This is a genomic window from Vibrio sp. 14N.309.X.WAT.E.F5, from assembly GCF_030397615.1.
In the GTDB taxonomy this organism is placed as follows: Bacteria; Pseudomonadota; Gammaproteobacteria; order Enterobacterales; family Vibrionaceae; genus Vibrio; species Vibrio lentus.
Genome location: NZ_JAPNXR010000020.1, coordinates 21,583 through 41,972, shown reverse-complemented (window position 1 = coordinate 41,972; position 20,390 = coordinate 21,583). Strand labels below are relative to the sequence as shown.

Sequence of the window (20,390 nt, the reverse complement as noted above, 5' to 3'; positions counted from 1 at the left end):
CCTATTAATTTGGGGAAACTTGAGCAAAAGCAATGGTATTGAGCAATTAAATATTTCTAGATAGCTGTCTATATCTTGATTTTGCATAGCGTTTTAGGATGGCACTGCGGGGATTATAACAGTCTTACCCCAACTCCTAAAACAAGACAGAGTCAATTGAGAGTGGACAACTCTACTATAGCCCGGGATTTAATAAGTTTTATGAACGCAAACCGTGAACATCAGTGTGATGTATTAGTGGTAGGAAGTGGTGCGGCAGGCTTGTCATTAGCCTTACGTGTAGCAGAACATGCAAAAGTAATTGTATTAAGCAAAGGACCACGTAGCGAAGGATCGACGTATTACGCACAAGGTGGTATCGCCGCGGTATTCGATGAATCAGACAGTATTGAGTCTCACGTAGAAGATACTCAAATTGCTGGTGCTGGGCTATGTGAAGAAGATACAGTTCAATTCATTGCTGAAAACGCAAAAGAGTGTGTGCAGTGGCTAATTGATGGCGGTGTTCCATTTGATAAAGATGAGAACAGCACCGAAGGCCAACCTAAATATCACCTCACCCGTGAAGGTGGGCACAGCCACCGTCGAATTTTGCACGCTGCCGATGCAACTGGTATGGCGATGCAAACCTCACTACAAGACAACGTCAATAATCACCCCAACATCGAGATCTTTGAGCGTCACAATGCGCTTGATTTAATCACAGAAGATAAAGTCGGTGGTTCGAAAGACAAAGTTATCGGTGCCTACATCTGGAACCGTAACCAAGAACACGTAGAAACCGTGCGTGCTAAATTTGTGGTACTTGCAACTGGCGGCGCTTCCAAGGTTTACCAATACACTTCAAACCCGGATGTCTCTTCAGGTGATGGTATTGCTATCGCTTGGCGTGCTGGTTGTCGTGTCGCAAACCTCGAATTCAACCAATTCCACCCAACATGTCTATTCCACCCAGAAGCGCGTAACTTCCTTCTGACAGAAGCATTACGTGGCGAGGGCGCTTATTTACGTCGCCCTGATGGTTCAAGATTCATGAAGGACTTCGACGAGCGTGGTGAACTGGCTCCTCGTGATGTGGTAGCTCGTGCGATTGACTTTGAAATGAAGCGCTTAGGCGCAGACTGCATGTATGTCGACATCAGCCACAAGCCTGAAGAATTCATTACCGCGCATTTCCCAATGATCCACACGCGTTTGATGGATTTGGGTATCGACATGACCAAAGAGCCAATACCTATCGTTCCGGCTGCCCACTACACTTGTGGTGGTGTGATGGTGAATAAGCAAGGTCAAACCGACTTAACTAACTTATATGCGATTGGCGAAGTGAGCTACACCGGCCTGCACGGTGCAAACCGTATGGCTTCAAACTCATTGCTTGAGTGTGTGGTATACGCATGGGCAGCAGCGAAAGATATCGTTGAGAACATCGACCAATCTCAACTGTGTGCAGAACTTCCAGCATGGGATGAAAGCCAAGTCACCAACAGTGATGAAGAGGTAATCATTCAACATAACTGGCACGAGCTAAGACTGTTCATGTGGGATTACATGGGTATTGTTCGAACGGATAAACGTCTAGAACGTGCAATGCGCCGTATTCAGATGCTGCAGCAAGAAACTCATGAGTACTACAGCTACTTTAAGGTTTCGAACAACCTGCTTGAACTGCGTAACTTATTGCAAGTAGCTGAACTGATGGTGCGTTGTGCGATGCAACGTAAAGAGAGCCGAGGCCTGCACTATACGTTGGATTACCCAGAGCTTGCAGAAGACAGCGGCCCAACCATTCTCACACCAGAGAGAAACCAATCATAACCATTGGTTAAAAGTTATTAGCGGCTTAATACGTTAACCAAAAGCAATCAAATGAAAGGGAGCCAAGTGCTCTCTTTTCTTTTGTCTAACGCTTTCTTTTATTTGATGCTCTAGCTTATCTCGCGGGCTCGTTGTAGGTTTGCCAGAAAATGTCGATACTCACGTTCATCACAACTATCTCGCCATAACAGTACTGAATGTCCACATTCAAAACTCAGCTTAACGAAAAATTGCGCCCAAACCTTATCGACGGTCTTGAGAACATAATGTTGGTCATTCAACCTAACTTCCCCATCGTGCTTGTAATCGAAACAACCTTGCGCCGCATTAACCACAACCGTATCGGTTTTGAATAAAGCGATCATGAGATACAAACAGTAGAGACTGGCAACAAGAGGGATGGAGGAGAATACGATGAAAAACAAAAGGCACCCAAAAATAGTGCCTTTTGCAAATAATGCGGAATATGAAGGGTTAAGCTGAAGCCTAACGAACCTTGCTGAGGTTATGCGCGACAATTTTATCAACCATTGATGCATGACCTAGGTTTTCACTGCGCCCGTGTCCCATCACCCAAGTAAACAAATCTGGGTCATCACACTCTAATAGAGAAACAAACTCGCGCTGTTCCTGCTCTTGCAACGAATCAAAACACTCTTCAAAAAATGGCATGATGACTACATCAAGTTCTAACATGCCGCGACGGCAACCCCATTTAATTCGTGCTTTCTGCTCTGCAGTGTACATTGGCTATCCTCACCTATAATTTTTCTTTCTCGGAGTGTAACAAGTCATACGCTCTGCAACTACTATGTGAGTCACAGTCCCTATCTAAGCTCACAAAAAAACCTAGGCTGACAAAGAAACAGAACCGGATTAACATAGAGCCAAATAAAATTCTTAGGAAAGATAAAATGGATTGGAAAAACACATTTCAGCCGCTCGCTCATACGCAAAATGAATCGCTTCCAGAACTGATGATGACACACGTGTCAGATTGGAGTGCAATTACCATGATAGGCGATGACAAAAAGTCGTACCTACAAGGTCAGGTTACGTGCGATGTCGTCACTCTTCCTAATGATGAATCTACATTAGGTGCGCATTGTGATGCGAAAGGAAAGGTATGGAGTATCTTTCGCTTGTTCCACCACAACGGTGGCTACGCACTCATGCAGCCTAAATCGGCAATTGAAGTCGAATTAGTTGAAATCAAGAAATACGCCGTATTCTCTAAGGTTGATATCGAGCAAACGTCTGACGTTGTTATCGGTGTGATGGGCGCGTCAGCTAATCAATACATTGACTCGATTTCAGAAAGCCAAGGTAAAGTGCGTGTAATCTCTGGTGGCACCGCTGTTCAAGTCTCTGACAACCGTTGGGCTCTACTTGTGACAGAAGAAGCCGCTGAAGCTTTGGTAACAAGCAGCACAGCAGAAAAAGTATCAGAAGCACTTTGGCAGTATCATGAAATTCTTGATGCTCAGCCGAACCTATCGAAAGCAGAGCAAAACGAGCACATTCCTCAAGCACTTAACCTGCAAGCGATTGGCGGTATCAGCTTTTCAAAAGGCTGCTACACAGGTCAAGAAACGGTTGCTCGCGCTAAGTATCGTGGCATGAACAAGCGTGAAATGCGCATTGTTTCAGGAACGACTTCAGATGTACTGTCTCTTGAAAATACGATTGAACTAGAACGTAGCGTGGGTGAAAACTGGCGTGGCGCAGGCCGACTATTAAACGTGTATCAATTTGCTGATAACCACGCGATGGGTTTGATGGTGTTACCAAACAACCTTGATGACGATGTTCAGCTTCGATTGACAGCACAATCTGACCAAGTGTGGAACATTCTGCCACTGCCTTACAGCCTTGACGAAGAGTAACCACGTGGAAACTCTGATTACACAATGGTTGGATCAACAGCAGGTGGATTATCGCCTGCTGATGCAAAGCAAACCAACCACCAGCATCGAAGAGACAGCGCAAGAACGAGGCATCGATGCCTCTCAAATGGTCAAGTGCATCCTGCTCAAGGATATGGGAAACCAGTATGCGTTAGCCTGTATTGCTGGTGATCGCTCTGTCGACCCTAAGAAAGTACGCTCGGTACTGAATTGCCGTCGAATGACCTGCGTATCACTGAAAGATGTTGAAGCTATCACTGGCTTTAAGGCTGGATGTGTCGGGCCGCTTGCTCTGAAGAGACACATGCCGATCATTTTTGATCCTTCTCTTCAGAATAACGCCTTCGTGACGATCAGCTCTGGTGATCGAATGGCTGGCGTCGCATTGGATCTCGATGATCTTATGGCTTTGTGTGCCCCTATCGTCGCAGAGATCTGTCGATGATCCACTCTAAGGCGTAATTGATCGCAAACCTCACTTAAAGTTTTCATTAAATACATATTTTGTGTGAAGTTCGTCATAAGAAAAACACATTAATAGTAAATATTTAATCAAATTAAAAGCATAAGTAGTCACAAGGTTAAATCTGCGTTATTGTTAATTTACTGACTAGCCTTTAGGTAAATCAGTACAAGTGAATCCACTGAGTAACATCAGTATCCACTTTTGTGTAATGCATCTGTGACTATTCGCCCGTTTTAGACGGGCTTTTTTTATGCCTAAAATTTACAATTTGATTACACAAATAAAAAAATCCCGCCTATTCTTATACTTGTAACATCTCTACTGCTTAATACCGAACAGGAAAGTTCATGGCAGTTTCCCTGCTCACTATTATTTTGAGGAGAAGCTCACGTAAAAATAGATATTTACTACAGGAAGTGCTTAGAACAGCACAAATATCTAATAAACGTCAACTCTGCTGCATATTAATCCACGCTTATCACAATTATTATCACGGATTTTTTCTATAATATGCAGGCTAGGTAAATATAAGGATAATTAAGAATGAGACTGTTTAAGCGCTATACACCGGGTATGATTGCTAAACATGTAAGTCGACTTTTCAAAGGACGAATCTACATTTACGGCGTCGGCAAATTTGAGTTTGATAATGGCAAGCTCGTACTACCGGAGCGAGCAGAGAAACGTCATTTTCAAACAGTGAAAGAGATCAACAGTGAAATCATGAAGCTGCGTTGTGCATACGCCTAATCTGATTATCTAAAGAATTCGAAATAAAAAGGGTTGGCATATTAATGCCAACCCTTTTTTAGTACTTATGATGCTGAAAACTTGTTCTGCCACGAGTCATTCGTTATTAATGTTCAACAGCTTAACCATTAAATCACTATCGGTGAGTCACAGGACGTTTTGCTAAATCAGGAAGGTTCCCTGATAGGCCGAGTGCTCTTTTCATGATTTCATCTTTCGCACCAGGCAGTTGACCCGCAAGCTTCATACCGATACCACGAATCAGCTTCTTGGCTGGATTGTCGCCTTCAAACAGATCTTTAAAGCCCTGCATAGACGCAATCATCTTCGCCGCCTCTGCTTTTCTCCAGCGCTCGTAGCCACGAAGGTTACGCTTAGTACCAATGTCCTCGCCAGCAGCCCACAGCGTTAACAGCTCTTGCGCTAAGCTTGCAGCATCTAATAGCCCTAAGTTGACACCCTGCCCCGCTAACGGGTGAATCGTATGAGCAGCATCACCAACTAAAGCTACACGCTCTACCGCGAAATCTCGTGCGTATCGCATGCGCAGCGGGAAGGCAAAACGCTCACCAACCACTTCGCACAATCCAAGCTTGGCATCAAATTCAGCCGTGAGCTGTTTATTGAAATCAGCATCCGACATGGATACAAGCTTCTCGGCACGATTTGGTTCCGTAGACCAAACGATAGAGCTCATATTCGTTGGTTGCATTGGCAGGAACGCCAACGGGCCTTGCGGTGTGAATATTTGACGAGCAACACTGTGGTGAGGCTCTGCTGTTTTGATGTTCGCGACAATCGCACTGTGGCCGTAATCCCAATGCGTTAATGGGATATCTTGTTGTTTGCGAACCCAAGAGTTTGCACCGTCAGCTCCAACAACTAATTTAGCGGTCAGCGCTTGGCCATTGTCTAGCGTTAACCATGCTTCGCTCTCACCAATCGCCATCGTTTTGCACGTAGCTGGCATGTATAGGCTGACATTGTCTTGTTTCTTAACCTGATCAAGCAGCGCTAATTGAATTACGCGGTTCTCTACAATATGGCCTAGGTTAGGCTGTGCTAAGCGTGTCGAGTCAAACTCGATGCGAGCAAAACTGTCTTGTTCCCATACTTCCATCGCTTGGTAGGGCGCAGCACGTCTTTGTTCGATACCTTGCCATGCCCCTAGGTTACGCAGAATGACTTCACTCGAACGGCTCAGTGCCGACACTCGCACATCGGGTAATTCACTAAGCCCTTCACTGGGTGCTTTGCCTTCAATCACCGCAACTCTTAAGTCACTGTCTTTCAATGCGGCCGCGAGCGCTAGGCCAACCATGCCACCGCCAACAATGGCGATATCAACACTTTGCATCATTATTTTTTACCTTATCTATCTACTAGGCCAAGCGTATGACGCAAAAGTGGACCTTTAAGAGATGGGAGGTTATCGATTACGGCTAACCCAAGATTACGCCCAATACGAGCGGTCATAAAATCATTTGAGAACAGATGAACGAGGCTTGAAGTCAACGTGATCGTAGTGTCTCTGTCTTGTTCTCTACGCTTTCTAAAGTTAACAAGACCAGTGTAACGCCCAACATCATCCAGTTGGTTACATAACTCTTCAGCCAAAGAAGCGACATCACGAATGCCGAGGTTAAAACCTTGGCCCGCAATGGGGTGAAGCGTTTGAGCAGCATTACCTACGATCGCAAAACGATGAGAAATATTCTGCTGGCGATGACGAAGAATTAATGGGTAGCTCGCACGCTTGCCCACTTTTTCCAATCGCCCCAATCGCCAACCAAAATCTTTCTGCAGCTGCTCAAGAAATTCATCATCGCTTAAAGCGACGACTTGCTGTGCTTGCTCTGGTGGCAGACACCAAACCAGCGATAAACGATTGTCACTCATCGGTAACAGAGCAACTGGCCCATGATGGGTAAAACGCTCAAAGGCTCGACCTTGATGAGGTTCACTAGCAACGATATTGGCAATCACAGCAACTTGTTCAAAGTCATGTTCACTCAATGGGATATTCAGTTGCTGACAACAGGTTGAGATAGCACCGTCAGCTGCAACCAATAACTTAGTGGCTACTGTTTGCCCACTTGTCAGCCCAATCGTCGTTAACGATTCATCACGTTCAACGGTTCTAACAGACTCAGGGCAAAGCATCGTAATTGCTGCTTCTGATTCTAATTTCTGCTGATAGATCCGACCCACATCTGCCAACTCAACCACGTAGCCAAGCGCATCGACAGCAAGATCTTCACTGTAGATGTCCGTCATTCCAGCATGACCTCGATCTGATACATGAATATCTTTGATCGGGGTTGCAACGGGAGCGATAGATTGCCACAACTGCAAAGAGTCAAGGATCTGCACTGTGCCATAAGACAAAGCGATAGAACGAGAATCGAATCCAGGATGAGCTTGATGATCAACCTGATAAGGCTCAACTACCGCAATAGACAGAGAGCCTTGACTTAAGTGATTCAGAGCAAGGGCCAAGGTTGCCCCCGCCATTGCACCACCAGCAATTACAACATCATACTGAGCCATCATAACCTCAAGCGAGCAAGCGAATTAGTGAATGGTTGGAGCTGCATCTTCAGATGGACGAGCACCAAACTCAGCATGAATCGTTAATGCACACGCTTTGACATGCTCGATAACGTGTTCTAGAAGCTGTGCTTGCTCTTCTAAGTCGTCTTCTTCATCAATACCCAGCTTCGCCATCTCTTCCAGATCAGCCAAGGCTTCTTTGGTGCCATCAGACGCTTTGTTTAACGGAGCGCCCACTAAACCCAAACCAGAGATAAAGTGGTTAATCCAATCAGACACTCCATCAGCAAGGTCAAATAGGCTTGCACTTGCGTCTTCATCAGGCAACAACATAGATAACTCCATGCCAGAACCAGTAATTTCGCTGGTCGTCACCTTTAATGCAGCTTCAGCTAACGTTAAGACGCGGTCAGGCCAACCCATGCCTTCATTGGTGTAATCAAAGATCAGTGGTTGCCAGCTTTTATCTGTAAGGTTTAAACCTCCACTTAACATACCCGTTAACAGACCATGCATTTCAGCAGGTGTTACGGCTAGGCTTGCCGATTGAAGTTCAGTCGCAACCGTTAGGTAGTCAGGTAAAGTAGTTTCGCTCATCAGTAGCTCGCTCAGTTATTCTTTATATCGATAGTATAATCGTACCACTTCACCCCAATTCTGGTAAGCATCGATCCCCAGCAATTGAAGGATGACTGACTACCAAATGTTCAATTTGCTGAATTACTGTGTGCTCAAGCTCTCATTTACAAACAGTCACTCTGAAAAGCTTGAATCTTAATAGCGGTTTACCTATAGTTTCTCCCTCAGAGGAGATTGCTTCCTCAGCGGTGTTTGCTCTTTTTCTTTTTCAAAAATGAGAAAGTGCAACAGCCTTAAAAATAGCGCGTTAAAGAGTTCATCCATCATGAGTAATCAAGCGGTAGACGTTGAAATATTAGGAAAACTGACTCGAGTTAATTGTCCTCCAGGGCAAGAGGAGTCATTAATTGCAGCGGCGGCCGATCTTGATAATCGATTGAAAGAGATGGCTGAACGTACTAAGGTAACCAATGAAGTGAAGCTGCTAACGATCGCAGCTCTGAATATTTGTTATGAGCTACAAACCAAGAAGTTTGAAGCAAACGACGAACAAAACGCACTGACCGAGCGAATGGAACAGCTCACGACATCACTTTCAGATGTCCTCAGTAAAGTTAAGCACGGACAGCAATAGCGTACACAAAATTTACCCTGGAGTGTTTGTCAGAGGATTCACGTCCCCGAGCCGATAAGCAATCCCTAAGGGTTAGTACTTGAGTGCTATTGAGCATGCTCGGTCCGCCGAGAAGCCTACGGTAATCATTGCTGATCCGCCTTGAACTCGCTGGTTCAAGGGCCATCTATTCTCAACGGCACTTTGGGGTATCCCTTCTTATGAAGACGCTCACACGCAGCGAATTTCGCAAACAGATCCGTATCAAGCGTAATGCCTTATCTGGCGAACAACAAACTCAATCCGGTTTAGATTTAGTCCAGCAGTGCGCTCAGCTTGATGAAGTTCAATCTGCTCAGCATATCGCACTCTATATATCCATCGATGGCGAACTCGATACACAGCCGTTAATTGAATGGTTATGGGCGCAAGGTAAGCAAACTTATTTACCGGTATTGCACCCCTTCTCAGCCGGACACCTGTTATTTCTTCATTATTCTCCAGACACACCGACCGTCCTTAATAAATACGGTATCGTTGAACCTCAGCTGAATCAATTGCTCGTCAAACCATGCCAACAACTCGATCTTATTCTCACACCATTGGTGGGCTTTGACTCTCAGGGACATCGCTTAGGAATGGGCGGTGGATATTACGATCGCACTTTGGCTCGATGGTTTGAGACCGGCAATGGCGCAACCCCGATTGGTTTGGCCCACGATTGCCAACATGTCGTTCGCTTACCTATTGAAGGTTGGGACATTCCGTTACCTAAAATCGTGACTCCGAGTAAAACTTGGCAATGGGAAAACAACCATTAAAGCGTTATAATCGCGCCGCAAACGTTAACCTCGATATACAAACGTTAACTTTAATACGCGAACGATTAATTCACAGCGCAAGACCTTATTCGGAGAATGGCATGACTCAAGATGAAATGAAAAAAGCAGCTGGCTGGGCAGCACTTCAATATGTTGAAGAAGGCAGCATTGTAGGTGTCGGTACTGGCTCAACAGTAAATCACTTCATCGACGCACTTGGCACAATGAAAGACAAAATCAAAGGTGCGGTTTCAAGCTCTGTTGCCTCTACTGAAAAACTAGAAGCACTAGAAATCAAAGTTTTTGAGTGCAATGACGTATTCAAGTTAGACATCTATGTTGATGGCGCGGATGAAATTAACGGTTCACGCGATATGATCAAAGGCGGTGGTGCTGCTTTGACCCGTGAAAAAATCGTTGCCGCTATCTCAGACAAGTTTATTTGTATCGTTGATGGTACGAAAGCAGTTGATGTGTTGGGTAAATTCCCACTGCCTGTTGAAGTTATCCCAATGGCACGTTCATACGTTGCTCGTGAATTAGTAAAACTTGGTGGTGACCCAGTTTACCGCGAAGGCTGCACAACCGATAACGGCAACGTGATCCTAGATGTGTACGGCATGGCGATCGAAAATCCAAAACAGCTAGAAGATATCATCAATGGTATCGCTGGTGTGGTAACGGTTGGTCTGTTCGCTCACCGTGGTGCTGATGTAGTTATCACTGGCACGCCTGAAGGTGCAAAAATCGAAGAATAAATAATAGAAGATTGAGTTTTTCTGTTACTTCATTACATACGGTGCCCAAGGGCGCCGTTTTTTTTGCTTTATACCTGTAAAATTATGTCTTATTCCGTAATTTTCTTACCCAAAACATTTTTTTTTTGTTACTTTATTGTTCAGAAGACGCACAGGGAAAACGTTTGTCTCCTGACAAAGTGGTGAATTTGTTCCCCTTTCAGCCATTTTGTAGCACGTGCGCCGCATTTGCCCAACCTTTCCATTTTAAGGACGAGAACAATGGCCAAAGTTTCACTGGAAAAAGAAAAAATAAAAATTCTACTTCTAGAAGGTCTTCACCCTTCTTCTGTAGAAGTACTGCAAGCCGCTGGTTACACAAATATTGAGTACCACAAAGGCTCGCTACCTGAAGATGAACTTCTTGAAGCAGTAAAAGATGCTCACTTCATTGGTATCCGTTCTCGCACAAACATCTCCCAAGAAGTTATTGATGCGGCTGAAAAGCTGGTTGCAGTCGGTTGTTTCTGTATTGGTACTAACCAAGTCAACCTTCAAGCAGCAGCAAAGCGCGGTATCCCTGTTTTCAATGCACCGTTCTCAAACACTCGAAGTGTTGCTGAACTCGTTCTAGGTCAGGTTCTATTACTGCTTCGCGGTATCCCAGAGAAAAATGCTCTTGCTCACCGTGGTATCTGGAAAAAGAGTGCAGACAACTCTTACGAAGCTCGTGGTAAGCGTTTAGGTATTATTGGCTACGGCCACATCGGTACTCAGCTGGGTATTATTGCTGAAAACCTTGGTATGCGTGTTTACTTCTACGATATCGAGAACAAGCTGTCTTTGGGTAACGCAACTCAAGTCCATACCATGACTGATCTTCTGAACAAGTGTGATGTTATTTCTCTGCATGTTCCAGAAACTAATGAAACTAAAAACATGATGGGCAAAGAAGAATTTGACCGCATGAAGCCTGGTTCTATCTTCATCAACGCCGCTCGTGGCACTGTTGTTGATATCCCAGCATTATGTGGCGCTCTAGATTCTGGTCACCTTGCGGGTGCAGCGATCGATGTTTTCCCAACAGAACCAAAAACTAATGCTGACCCATTTGAGTCACCATTGATGCAGTTCGATAACGTGATTCTTACCCCTCACGTTGGTGGTTCAACACAAGAAGCACAAGAGAACATCGGTGTAGAAGTTGCAGGTAAGCTTGCTAAGTACTCTGATAATGGCTCTACGCTATCAAGTGTTAACTTCCCTGAGGTTTCACTGCCATTACATACAGGCACTTCTCGTTTGCTGCACATCCACGAGAACCGTCCAGGTATTCTGACTCAAATCAACACCATCTTCGCTGAAGAAGGCATCAACATCGCAGGTCAGTATCTACAAACTGCCGCAGATATGGGTTATGTGGTTATCGATGTGGAAGCTGATCGTTCACAAGAAGCTCTGCTTAAATTGAAAGAGATCGAAGGCACAATCCGTGCTCGTCTACTTCACTAATCATCGAGCTCGATATTAGTAAAAACAAAAAGGCTCTCATTATGAGAGCCTTTTAGTATTTGGCCTATGGTAGGTAAAAAGATCATGATGATCCAAAACCTTCTTAAGGTGCGTTCACTACTCTTCTAATTGGTAGATCACGTTGACACGATCACGAATGGTGATCGTTGAATCTTCATAAGAGTTCGATTCAGTTCTTGCATCCATCGCCATTGAACGCATTAGCACGGGTTGTGAAGATTGTGCGTTATAATCCACACGCCACACATCACCTAGATCACGCTCAAAACCACTCGCCAATGACTTCGCTTTCGATCTTGCATCCTTGATTGCTTCTAAACGAGCCTGCTCTTGATACTTAGCTTGGTCGCGAACTTGCAGTTGAATGTTATCGATCTGATTAATGCCCTGACCAATAGCAATGTCCATATAATCATTTAGGTTAGCTAAATCATTAACTTGAACCGTCACATTACGTGAAGCACGGTAGCCAACCAGTTCAGGCTTACCATCTTTCGGATAATGGTATTGAGGCGATAAATACAGGTTAGAGCTGTGTACGCTAGCCTCATCAACCCCTGCTTTTTGCAGCTTGTTGAGAAAGCCTGTTACGACTTTATCGACAGTATTTTTAGCTTGTTCAGCCGTCATTGTTGATTCTACAACCCTAACAGAGAATGTTGCCATATCCGGTGTCGCGATCACTTCACCATAGCCCGTCGTTGAAATATGCGGAAAAGAGGGAGAGTTTGCCAATGATGGAAAGCTCACAGCACTCAACGCTGCAGTAAGAGTAAGAGACGTTGCTAAGATTTTTGGTACAAACTTCATTAGGAAAACCCACGCTGAACAAATGTTCTTTTATCATAGAGCAATTTGTCGCATAGCCAATCCTGATACCCAACTTCTAACAGAACTTTGACGATGAAAAAACCAACAGCTTACTGAGGTAAGTGATTGTGAGCATAACCTAATATGGCTTGAGAGATTTCCTTCAACATCCCACTCTCAAGCTGCCAATGGTGCCAATAGATACGATAAGACAGCAAGAAGCCGGGAGTGACATCAATCAGTGTCCCTGACTCCAACTCTTCAACAATCTGCAGTCGAGGGATCAAACAATAGGCGACCCCAGAGAGAGCGAGTCGAACAAAAGCTTCTGAACTTCCCACCGTATGATTGATAACGCTGTCTCTCGGAACATTAAAATGATCATGCAAAAACTTCTTATGCAGATCATCGTATTGGTCATACGAAACCGCAGGAGCTTTGGTTAATGTCGAATAATTCACTCCGTCAGAGAAGTAGCGTTGATGAAAGCTAGGACTCGCCACACACACGTAGTCCATACGACCGAGATAGTCAGCGCTGCATCCTGGAATAGGTTGAGATTCAAGGCTGATCGCCCCTGCGACTTCTCCACTCTTAATTTTTTCGATCGTTCTCGATTCACCATGAATCGCAAGGTTCAACTCAACTTGACGTGAGTTCATCACATCAGATAACGCAGGCAACAGCCATGTCGCCAAACTATCAGCATTGGTCGCTATTGATAGGGAAAGAGGTTGAGTACCCTCTTCATTCATCAATTCAGGGACAAGCTCATGCTCTAACAAACGAACACGACGATACAAACCCAACAGCTTTTTTCCTGCCGGTGTTGGTCTTGGCGGACTTTCTCTCACAAGCGCGGGTTGCGCTAACCATTTTTCCAGTTGTTTGATGCGTTGAGACACCGCCGATTGGGAGATGTACAACTGCTCAGCCGCCCTTTCAAAACTGCGTTGTTTCACGACTGCATCCAGTGCTTCTATCCATTTGTAATCCAATCCACGCATCAACTTGTTTCCTTTTTAACCTAATTACCATCAACATTAGCAACTCTAATAATAGATTAAAATCATTAATTATACTTATTTAAAAGGTCGGAGTATCTTCGCCATATAGCACGTAAATATCGTTAATTAAGTGGAGGTTAAAATGAATTTTTGGGTTTTATTACAAGGTTTTGGTCTAGGGGCAAGCATGATTATCCCTATTGGCGCTCAGAATGCGTACGTCTTAAATCAAGGGATAAAACGCAATCACCACCTAACCACAGCAACGATTTGTAGCCTACTCGATACCTTGTTCATCTCATTGGGTATTTTTGGTGGCGGAGCTATCCTGTCGCAAAATGAATTACTGCTCACTTCAGTGACATTGGGGGGTATCGCCTTTCTTACGGTTTATGGGTTGCTATCACTGCGCAGTGCGTTCAGAACACGTGCCAGTGATGAATCAAAAGGTGAGATATTAGCTCGTGGCAAGCGCACCGTTGTTTTAGGTGCATTGGCAGTAACTGTATTAAACCCGCATCTCTATTTGGATACCGTGGTGATTCTAGGATCCATTGGCGGGCAGTTTGAAGGCAACGACAGAATTGCTTTTGCTATGGGGACGATCTTGGCTTCGTTCGTGTGGTTTTACTCTTTGTCATTAGGCGCTGCAAAGCTAGGCCCAACGCTATCTAAGCCGAATGTTAAGAAAGGCATTGATATCGCAGTCGCGACCATGATGTTTGCCATTGCACTTGTGCTCGCTAATGGGTTGATTGAACAGTATTGGTAATGACATCAAGAACAGAGATCGCAAGCCAGTCATTAGAAAATTGCAACGACGCCACGAATAAACAGTGAATTATTCAATCTCGTTGGTGGTTAGAATGACTTGAATTTTATTGTTCAGTTCATTCAGCGCAGCTTCAAGGCTCGGTTCAGGTTGGCTCAAGTGTTTTATCAAAGTCATGAAATAGCTATCCATAATCAAAGGCATTTTTTCAGAAATAGATGTACTGACATTAACCGTCTGAAAGAGTGCCTGATCAAAGGTTCGGTAATAGTCGAGATCCCAAATCACCTCTTTGAGTAACGCTCGACTCAATTCAACATTATCAAAGTAATAACAGTAGTAATGTTCAATAAGCGAGAGACCAATATCCAACGTACTCTTATTTTGATCAGTCGCTAACACTTCCTGACCAATCTTTTCCAACTGCGATAGCATCCCTTCTCGAAGAATCGTCAACTTGGTTTCAAAATGACTAAACACCGTGCCATCAGCCACACTTGCGTGGCGAGCAATCTGTCGAGTTGTGGTGTTGTCATAACCATTTTCACCAAACAATTCCCAAGCGGACGCCAAGATCTTCTGTTTCGTTATGTCTCTCTTACTCACGAAAATACACCCTTTTCAAATCAAGCTTGATCATACTCTTAGTCGTCTAATTTGACAAACTGAGCACGCTCAATTATAAAAATGAGCACGCTCACTTTATTTTCAATTTGGAGAACCGATGAATTTATTAAACCGATTGGGACAAATACTGATTTTTCTACCCACCATTTTTTGTTTCTCTTACCTACTTCGTCCCTTGTTAATGATGATTCTTATCCCTGGAGGGTTATGTCTACTGGCAATTTTAGGAGGCAAAGAGGTAAGAAGGCCTTTATATGCAATGCTGAAAACATCGTTATGGCCGACGTCGAATAAAACAAAATGCAGGGTGATGAAAAGAAAACAGAGCATTAAGAGAGTCAACGCTCAGGAGGGCTAGTCTTGGAATCAAAAAAAGGCGGATAACCTAAGTTATCCGCCTTTCCTTATAAAAGCTTATAGCTATAAAAACTAATCGGAGATTAAGCTTCTACTTTATTCATGTGTACATCCATTTGCGGGAATGGAATTTCGATACCTTCGTTATCCAAGCCTTCTTTGATTGCTTGCATAAGATCAAAATACACATCCCAGTACTCTGCAGTGTTAACCCATGGGCGAACGACAAAGTTTACTGAAGAATCCGCTAGTGTATGAACACCAACTTGAACACCCGGTGTTTTAAGTACACGGTCATCAGATTCACAAATCTTAGTCAGTAGCGCTTTTGTCTTTTGAAGATCAGCGTTGTAAGAAACACCAATCATTAGATCAATACGACGTGTATCATGACGAGAGTAGTTAGTAATTGGGCTGCCAATAACGCTACCGTTCGGAACTACAACCATCTTGTTGTCTGGCGTTGTTAGAACTGTTTGGAAGATTTGAATTGAATCAACCGAACCTGCTACACCACCAATTTCCACGTAGTCACCAGACTTGAATGGACGGAATGCAACGATAAGTACGCCAGCTGCAAAGTTAGATAATGAGCCTTGTAACGCTAAGCCTACCGCTAAACCAGCCGCACCAATAACAGCAACCACAGATGCAGTTTGAACCCCTAGACGACCAAGTGCAGCAATTAAAACAATAACAAACAACAAGTAACGAACTAAACCATGGACGAACTCCACAACTGCTCGGTCCATTTTCTTCTTCTGAAGAACCTTAGACACGCTATTCGCTACTGCTTTAACAATAAGGTTACCAATAAATAGAATTATCAGTGCTGAGATAATGTTTACACCGTATTGAATAAACAGATCTGAGTTATTTGTTAACCACTGTTCTGCGTGAGACAGACCATCCACAAGTGGAGTCTCAATCGCTGTCGAACTATCAGCCATAATGTGCATCCTCTATATAATATGCTATGAGCTAAACTGCCTTAAGCCAAACTTACCCAACAACAAAATAAACCGTATATTTCACGTTAAGTCGTTGTGTTAAAAGTAAATTAAAGCCAAGTCCTTTTTATAAACTGAACCAAGTTCAATTTTTCGGCACGATATCCTATCTTTGACAGATTGCAAAGTCATATTTATGTAAGCTTTTGAATTAATAAAACTTACCAATAAACACAAATACCGATAACTAAAAGACTACGAAATTTATTCACCGCACGCTAGGTTTTTCACATATTTAGTACAAGTTTTTATCAGACATAAAAAAACCCGCTCAATGAGCGGGCTTTTAAAACTTAAAGAGCACTTAATTCAAAGAATTACAGTACGTCTACAGCGTTAAGGTCAGCGAATGCTTTCTCAAGACGAGTAACCATTGAAGACTGAGCAGCACGTAGCCATACGCGTGGATCGTAGTACTTCTTGTTTGGCGCAGCTTCGCCAGTTGGGTTACCGATTTGACCTTGTAGGAAATCGAAGTTTTCAGCAGAGTACTTACGGATACCGTCCCAAGTTGCCCACTGTGTATCAGTATCGATGTTCATTTTGATAACACCGTAGCCGATAGACTCTTGGATTTCAGCTTCAGAAGAACCAGAACCACCGTGGAATACGAAGTTTAGAGCGTTAGGTGCGATACCGAACTTCTCTGCACAGTATGCTTGAGAGTCACGTAGGATAGTTGGAGTAAGTACAACGTTACCAGCTTGGTAAACACCGTGTACGTTACCGAAAGATGCAGCGATAGTGAAACGTGGGCTAACAGCCATTAGTTTCTCGTATGCGTAAGCTACGTCTTCTGGAGAAGTGTAAAGCTCAGATGCGTCCATATCAGAGTTATCAACGCCGTCTTCTTCACCACCAGTACAACCAAGTTCGATCTCGATTGTCATGTCCATTTTAGCCATGCGAGCTAGGTAAGTAGCACATGTTTCAATGTTCTCTTCTAGAGACTCTTCAGAAAGGTCTAGCATGTGAGAAGAGAATAGAGGCTTACCAGTTTGTGCGAAGAACTCTTCACCAGCGTCTAGTAGACCGTCAATCCATGGTAGAAGTTTCTTAGCAGCGTGGTCAGTGTGAAGGATAACTGGAACACCGTAAGATTCAGCTACAGCATGTACGTATTTTGCACCAGCTACAGCACCAAGAACTTGTGCGCCTTGACCTTCAAGTTTAACGCCTTTACCTGCGAAGAATGCAGCGCCGCCGTTAGAGAACTGAACAACAACTGGAGACTTAACTTTAGCAGCTGCTTCTAGTACTGCGTTTACAGAGTCAGTACCAACAACGTTTACTGCAGGAAGAGCAAATTTGTTTGCTTTTGCTACTTCAAATACTTTCTGTACGTCATCGCCAGAAATCACACCAGGTTTTACAAAATCGAAGATCTTAGACATGGAAATAGTCCTATTTATTCTATCGTTTTAAGATTAAAAAACTTAAGTTTAAAAATTTGCAATCGTTTGCTCACAACTTATGCCATTCTAGCAAAAAAGTGTGATATGCAGCAAACGTTAAAAGGCGAGATTCACATCTCGCCTTTCTAAATCAATTACGCTTTAGCACGCTCTTCAAGCATTGCTACTGCAGGAAGTACTTTACCTTCAACAAACTCAAGGAAAGCGCCGCCGCCAGTAGAGATGTAAGAAACATCTGCTTTGATACCGAACTTATCGATAGCCGCTAGCGTGTCACCACCGCCTGCTACAGAGAAACCTTCAGAGTCAGCGATTGCTTTAGAAATACCAGCAGTACCCGCTTCGAAGTTTTTGAATTCGAATACGCCTACAGGACCGTTCCAAAGAATCGTTTTTGCGTTGCCGATGATTTCAGCTAGAGCTGCAGTTGAATCTGGGCCAAGGTCGAAGATCATGTCGTCGTCTTGAACTTCAGAAACGTGTTTAATTTCAGCTTCTGCGTTTTCGTCGAATGCTTTAGCACATGCAACGTCAGTCGCTACTGGGATAGCACACTCTTTCATTAGCTTCTGAGCTGTTTCAACTAGGTCAGCTTCGTATAGAGACTTACCTACGTTGTGGCCTTCAGCAGCGATGAACGTGTTCGCGATACCACCACCAACAACAAGTTGGTCAGCGATTTTAGAAAGAGATTCTAGAACTGTTAGTTTGGTAGAAACTTTAGAACCACCAACAATAGCCACTAGTGGGCGAGCTGGGTTGTCCATTGCTTTACCAAGAGCTTCAAGCTCAGCAGCTAGAAGAGGACCAGCACATGCTACAGGAGCGTAAGTACCAACGCCGTGTGTAGAAGCTTGAGCACGGTGAGCTGTACCGAATGCGTCCATCACGAAGATGTCACATAGTGCAGCGTATTGCTTAGAAAGTGCTTCTTCGTTCTTCTTCTCGCCTTTGTTAAAACGAACGTTTTCAAGAACAGTTAGTTCGCCAGCGTTTAGCTCTAGGCCATTTACGTAATCTTTCGCTAGCTTAACTTCGCAGTCTAGTGCGTCGTTTAGGTAGTTAACTACAGGAGCTAGAGAGAACTCTTCGTTGTATTCGCCTTCAGTAGGACGACCAAGGTGAGAAGTAACCATAACTTTTGCGCCAGCTTCTAGGCAAAGTTTGATAGTTGGTAGAGATGCTAGGATACGTGCATCTGAAGTTACTTTACCGTCTTTTACTGGTACGTTTAGGTCAGCACGGATAAATACGCGTTTACCTGCAAGTTCCAGGTCAGTCATCTTGATCACAGACATGATTTGTCCTCTCAAATTTAAATAAAAATAAAGTTTTGGAAACTCAGCAACCCTGCTAAGCCTATAAATTATTCAACTGGTAATTCTTTAACTACTAGTAATATGTGGACACTTAGCATTTAATTCAAGCTAAAAAATAAATAATCCGCACATTTGCTTCTAGGTCTTACTTCTTGCCTTCAGAAGATTCCATTGCAAGAACCGTATCCAGCATTCGGTTTGCAAAGCCCCATTCATTATCGCACCACACCAGCATTTTCACTAAGTGGCCGTTGCTCACTCGAGTTTGTGAACCATCAACAATTGCGCTATGGGGATCGTGATTAAAGTCGATGGAAACGAGCGGCGCTTCAGTATAGTCAACTATATTGTGTAATGTACACTGGGATGCATTAACAATGGTTTGATTTACGTCATTAACTTTCACATTTGCATTAATTGTGACACTTAAATCCATCGCAGTGACGTTTACCGTCGGCACACGCACGGATATCGCTTCAAATTTGTTAGAAAATTTCGGAAAGATTCTTTCAATACCTTTATGCAATTTGGTATCGACAGGAATGATTGATTGGCTTGCTGCTCGAGTTCGACGAAGGTCGCTGTGGTATGCATCGATAACTTGCTGGTCATTCATAGAAGAGTGAATGGTCGTAATCGTGCCGGACTCAATACCAAAGGCGTCATCAAGAACCTTGATGATAGGGACAATACAGTTAGTCGTGCATGAACCATTGGAAACGATTCGATGGTCAGCGGTAATAGTGTCGTGATTCACACCGTAAATAATGGTGTTATCCAGATCGTTAGCACCAGGATGTGAAAACAGAACCTTTTTCGCCCCAGCAGCAATGTGCGCTAGGCCGTCATCACGGCAACCATAAACGCCGGTACAGTCGAGAACAATATCAACTTCAAGGTCACGCCAAGGCAACAACTCAATATCAGCAAGGTGTAAGATACGAATCGTATCGAACTCTCCCTTATCTTCAGCACCAACGCCATGATGAACATAGATGTGCTCTTGATCGTTAGAGATTTTCTTGCCGAAGCGGCCGTGACTGGTGTCGTATTGCAATAGGTGAGCCATAGCGTCAGGCTGAGCAAGCTCATTGACAGCTACTACTTTGATTTGTTGGCTTTTTCCACTTTCATAGACAGCGCGTAATACATTACGCCCTATTCGTCCAAATCCGTTTATCGCGACTTTTAGCATAGTTCCGTACATCTAACCAAAATTTCGTGCAACAGATGATAACTGAATCCTACCTAAAAGGCATTACTTGAATAACTCAGTTTACTCATGACAGATTGATC

22 protein-coding genes and 1 other RNA gene are annotated in these 20,390 nt (G+C 43.8%); 11 read left to right on the top strand and 12 right to left on the bottom strand.

Annotation, left to right across the window (positions count from 1 at the left end; genetic code table 11):
- Positions 1-201: 201 nt before the first annotated feature.
- Positions 202-1,818, top strand: coding sequence for an L-aspartate oxidase (gene nadB, locus OW495_RS18465; protein ID WP_017108682.1), 1,617 nt, complete (start codon positions 202-204; stop codon positions 1,816-1,818).
- A gap of 110 nt (positions 1,819-1,928) precedes the next feature.
- Here nadB and OW495_RS23890 read toward each other — a convergent pair whose 3' ends face one another.
- Together OW495_RS23890 and OW495_RS18455 are read right to left on the bottom strand one after the other, a co-directional pair.
- Complete coding sequence (locus OW495_RS23890; protein ID WP_354669433.1) at positions 1,929-2,357, bottom strand: protein YgfX; 429 nt, start codon at positions 2,355-2,357, stop codon at positions 1,929-1,931.
- Positions 2,305-2,565 (bottom strand): succinate dehydrogenase assembly factor 2, encoded by a 261-nt coding sequence (locus OW495_RS18455; protein ID WP_004735374.1) that lies wholly within the window; start codon positions 2,563-2,565, stop codon positions 2,305-2,307. Before OW495_RS18455 ends, OW495_RS23890 begins: the two co-directional genes overlap by 53 nt.
- Positions 2,566-2,732: 167 nt before the next feature.
- Between OW495_RS18455 and ygfZ the strand changes: the two genes are divergently transcribed.
- The 3 genes from ygfZ to OW495_RS18440 all read left to right on the top strand — a co-directional run bounded on the left by ygfZ (position 2,733) and on the right by OW495_RS18440 (position 4,941).
- A complete protein-coding gene (gene ygfZ / locus OW495_RS18450) occupies positions 2,733-3,704 on the top strand; it encodes a tRNA-modifying protein YgfZ (protein ID WP_289887698.1) in 972 nt (323 codons plus the stop codon).
- A gap of 4 nt (positions 3,705-3,708) precedes the next feature.
- Positions 3,709-4,170 carry a YbaK/EbsC family protein gene (locus tag OW495_RS18445; RefSeq protein WP_017108135.1) on the top strand — a complete coding sequence of 154 codons (462 nt, stop codon included), beginning with the start codon at positions 3,709-3,711 and terminating at the stop codon, positions 4,168-4,170.
- 564 nt (positions 4,171-4,734) lie between these two features.
- Positions 4,735-4,941, top strand: a complete 207-nt coding sequence (locus OW495_RS18440; protein ID WP_017108134.1) for a DUF1107 domain-containing protein — start codon at positions 4,735-4,737, stop codon at positions 4,939-4,941.
- A 136-nt stretch (positions 4,942-5,077) separates the two neighbouring features.
- Here the strand turns inward: OW495_RS18440 and OW495_RS18435 are convergent, their stop codons facing one another.
- From OW495_RS18435 to OW495_RS18425, 3 genes are read right to left on the bottom strand one after another with little or no spacing between them, the layout of a single operon-like run.
- Positions 5,078-6,301 (bottom strand): FAD-dependent 2-octaprenylphenol hydroxylase, encoded by a 1,224-nt coding sequence (locus OW495_RS18435; RefSeq protein WP_289887697.1) that lies wholly within the window; start codon positions 6,299-6,301, stop codon positions 5,078-5,080.
- A gap of 11 nt (positions 6,302-6,312) precedes the next feature.
- Entirely contained in the window at positions 6,313-7,491 is a 1,179-nt protein-coding gene (gene ubiH, locus OW495_RS18430) for a 2-octaprenyl-6-methoxyphenyl hydroxylase (protein ID WP_289887739.1), read from the bottom strand.
- 24 nt (positions 7,492-7,515) lie between these two features.
- Positions 7,516-8,091: a YecA family protein gene (locus OW495_RS18425; RefSeq protein WP_065110777.1), complete on the bottom strand. Its 576-nt coding sequence runs from the start codon at positions 8,089-8,091 to the stop codon at positions 7,516-7,518.
- A 307-nt stretch (positions 8,092-8,398) separates the two neighbouring features.
- Between OW495_RS18425 and zapA the strand changes: the two genes are divergently transcribed.
- The 5 genes from zapA to serA all read left to right on the top strand — a co-directional run bounded on the left by zapA (position 8,399) and on the right by serA (position 11,756).
- The gene (zapA, locus tag OW495_RS18420) at positions 8,399-8,707 is read left to right on the top strand and encodes a cell division protein ZapA (protein ID WP_004735366.1); all 309 of its coding nucleotides are present in this window, start codon (positions 8,399-8,401) and stop codon (positions 8,705-8,707) included.
- A gap of 11 nt (positions 8,708-8,718) precedes the next feature.
- Positions 8,719-8,901, top strand: a non-coding RNA gene (gene ssrS / locus OW495_RS18415) — 6S RNA.
- 6 nt (positions 8,902-8,907) lie between these two features.
- Entirely contained in the window at positions 8,908-9,507 is a 600-nt protein-coding gene (locus tag OW495_RS18410; protein WP_289887696.1) for a 5-formyltetrahydrofolate cyclo-ligase, read from the top strand.
- Between the two features lie 101 nt (positions 9,508-9,608).
- Positions 9,609-10,265 carry a ribose-5-phosphate isomerase RpiA gene (rpiA, locus tag OW495_RS18405; protein WP_009847664.1) on the top strand — a complete coding sequence of 219 codons (657 nt, stop codon included), beginning with the start codon at positions 9,609-9,611 and terminating at the stop codon, positions 10,263-10,265.
- Positions 10,266-10,526: 261 nt separating this feature from the next.
- Positions 10,527-11,756, top strand: coding sequence for a phosphoglycerate dehydrogenase (serA, locus tag OW495_RS18400; RefSeq protein WP_017108127.1), 1,230 nt, complete (start codon positions 10,527-10,529; stop codon positions 11,754-11,756).
- Between the two features lie 117 nt (positions 11,757-11,873).
- Here serA and OW495_RS18395 read toward each other — a convergent pair whose 3' ends face one another.
- Positions 11,874-12,587 carry an oxidative stress defense protein gene (locus OW495_RS18395; RefSeq protein WP_065110775.1) on the bottom strand — a complete coding sequence of 238 codons (714 nt, stop codon included), beginning with the start codon at positions 12,585-12,587 and terminating at the stop codon, positions 11,874-11,876.
- Positions 12,588-12,697: 110 nt separating this feature from the next.
- Positions 12,698-13,594 (bottom strand): LysR family transcriptional regulator ArgP, encoded by an 897-nt coding sequence (locus OW495_RS18390; RefSeq protein WP_102353379.1) that lies wholly within the window; start codon positions 13,592-13,594, stop codon positions 12,698-12,700.
- A gap of 142 nt (positions 13,595-13,736) precedes the next feature.
- Here OW495_RS18390 and OW495_RS18385 point away from each other — a divergent pair, with 142 nt between their 5' ends.
- Positions 13,737-14,366 carry a LysE/ArgO family amino acid transporter gene (locus OW495_RS18385; RefSeq protein ID WP_102485696.1) on the top strand — a complete coding sequence of 210 codons (630 nt, stop codon included), beginning with the start codon at positions 13,737-13,739 and terminating at the stop codon, positions 14,364-14,366.
- 69 nt (positions 14,367-14,435) lie between these two features.
- Here OW495_RS18385 and OW495_RS18380 read toward each other — a convergent pair whose 3' ends face one another.
- Positions 14,436-14,972 (bottom strand): TetR/AcrR family transcriptional regulator, encoded by a 537-nt coding sequence (locus tag OW495_RS18380; protein WP_289887695.1) that lies wholly within the window; start codon positions 14,970-14,972, stop codon positions 14,436-14,438.
- A 118-nt stretch (positions 14,973-15,090) separates the two neighbouring features.
- On the opposite strand from OW495_RS18380, the gene OW495_RS18375 reads away from it, so the two are divergent.
- Positions 15,091-15,351 carry a hypothetical protein gene (locus OW495_RS18375; RefSeq protein WP_065102944.1) on the top strand — a complete coding sequence of 87 codons (261 nt, stop codon included), beginning with the start codon at positions 15,091-15,093 and terminating at the stop codon, positions 15,349-15,351.
- 82 nt (positions 15,352-15,433) lie between these two features.
- On the opposite strand, the gene mscS is transcribed toward OW495_RS18375, so the two are convergent.
- From mscS to epd, 4 genes are all read right to left on the bottom strand, one after another.
- Positions 15,434-16,300 carry a small-conductance mechanosensitive channel MscS gene (gene mscS / locus OW495_RS18370; protein ID WP_289887693.1) on the bottom strand — a complete coding sequence of 289 codons (867 nt, stop codon included), beginning with the start codon at positions 16,298-16,300 and terminating at the stop codon, positions 15,434-15,436.
- A 377-nt stretch (positions 16,301-16,677) separates the two neighbouring features.
- The gene (gene fbaA / locus OW495_RS18365) at positions 16,678-17,754 is read right to left on the bottom strand and encodes a class II fructose-bisphosphate aldolase (RefSeq protein ID WP_102513480.1); all 1,077 of its coding nucleotides are present in this window, start codon (positions 17,752-17,754) and stop codon (positions 16,678-16,680) included.
- A gap of 155 nt (positions 17,755-17,909) precedes the next feature.
- Positions 17,910-19,073 carry a phosphoglycerate kinase gene (locus OW495_RS18360; RefSeq protein WP_065102942.1) on the bottom strand — a complete coding sequence of 388 codons (1,164 nt, stop codon included), beginning with the start codon at positions 19,071-19,073 and terminating at the stop codon, positions 17,910-17,912.
- 166 nt (positions 19,074-19,239) lie between these two features.
- Positions 19,240-20,289 carry an erythrose-4-phosphate dehydrogenase gene (gene epd, locus OW495_RS18355; protein WP_289887692.1) on the bottom strand — a complete coding sequence of 350 codons (1,050 nt, stop codon included), beginning with the start codon at positions 20,287-20,289 and terminating at the stop codon, positions 19,240-19,242.
- Positions 20,290-20,390 lie beyond the last annotated feature (101 nt).

Bases quoted from the DNA above. Each gene is read 5' to 3' on its own strand.
- OW495_RS18375 (WP_065102944.1), top strand. From the start codon at position 15,091: ATGAATTTATTAAACCGATTGGGACAAATACTGATTTTTCTACCCACC.
- zapA (WP_004735366.1), top strand. From the start codon at position 8,399: ATGAGTAATCAAGCGGTAGACGTTGAAATATTAGGAAAACTGACTCGA.
- OW495_RS18425 (WP_065110777.1), bottom strand. From the start codon at position 8,091: ATGAGCGAAACTACTTTACCTGACTACCTAACGGTTGCGACTGAACTT.
- OW495_RS18385 (WP_102485696.1), top strand. From the start codon at position 13,737: ATGAATTTTTGGGTTTTATTACAAGGTTTTGGTCTAGGGGCAAGCATG.
- OW495_RS18390 (WP_102353379.1), bottom strand. From the start codon at position 13,594: ATGCGTGGATTGGATTACAAATGGATAGAAGCACTGGATGCAGTCGTG.
- OW495_RS18435 (WP_289887697.1), bottom strand. From the start codon at position 6,301: ATGATGCAAAGTGTTGATATCGCCATTGTTGGCGGTGGCATGGTTGGC.
- nadB (WP_017108682.1), top strand. From the start codon at position 202: ATGAACGCAAACCGTGAACATCAGTGTGATGTATTAGTGGTAGGAAGT.
- OW495_RS18410 (WP_289887696.1), top strand. From the start codon at position 8,908: ATGAAGACGCTCACACGCAGCGAATTTCGCAAACAGATCCGTATCAAG.
- rpiA (WP_009847664.1), top strand. From the start codon at position 9,609: ATGACTCAAGATGAAATGAAAAAAGCAGCTGGCTGGGCAGCACTTCAA.
- ubiH (WP_289887739.1), bottom strand. From the start codon at position 7,491: ATGGCTCAGTATGATGTTGTAATTGCTGGTGGTGCAATGGCGGGGGCA.
- OW495_RS18360 (WP_065102942.1), bottom strand. From the start codon at position 19,073: ATGTCTGTGATCAAGATGACTGACCTGGAACTTGCAGGTAAACGCGTA.
- fbaA (WP_102513480.1), bottom strand. From the start codon at position 17,754: ATGTCTAAGATCTTCGATTTTGTAAAACCTGGTGTGATTTCTGGCGAT.
- OW495_RS18395 (WP_065110775.1), bottom strand. From the start codon at position 12,587: ATGAAGTTTGTACCAAAAATCTTAGCAACGTCTCTTACTCTTACTGCA.
- OW495_RS18440 (WP_017108134.1), top strand. From the start codon at position 4,735: ATGAGACTGTTTAAGCGCTATACACCGGGTATGATTGCTAAACATGTA.
- ygfZ (WP_289887698.1), top strand. From the start codon at position 2,733: ATGGATTGGAAAAACACATTTCAGCCGCTCGCTCATACGCAAAATGAA.
- OW495_RS23890 (WP_354669433.1), bottom strand. From the start codon at position 2,357: ATGCATCAATGGTTGATAAAATTGTCGCGCATAACCTCAGCAAGGTTC.
- OW495_RS18455 (WP_004735374.1), bottom strand. From the start codon at position 2,565: ATGTACACTGCAGAGCAGAAAGCACGAATTAAATGGGGTTGCCGTCGC.
- mscS (WP_289887693.1), bottom strand. From the start codon at position 16,300: ATGGCTGATAGTTCGACAGCGATTGAGACTCCACTTGTGGATGGTCTG.
- epd (WP_289887692.1), bottom strand. From the start codon at position 20,289: ATGCTAAAAGTCGCGATAAACGGATTTGGACGAATAGGGCGTAATGTA.
- serA (WP_017108127.1), top strand. From the start codon at position 10,527: ATGGCCAAAGTTTCACTGGAAAAAGAAAAAATAAAAATTCTACTTCTA.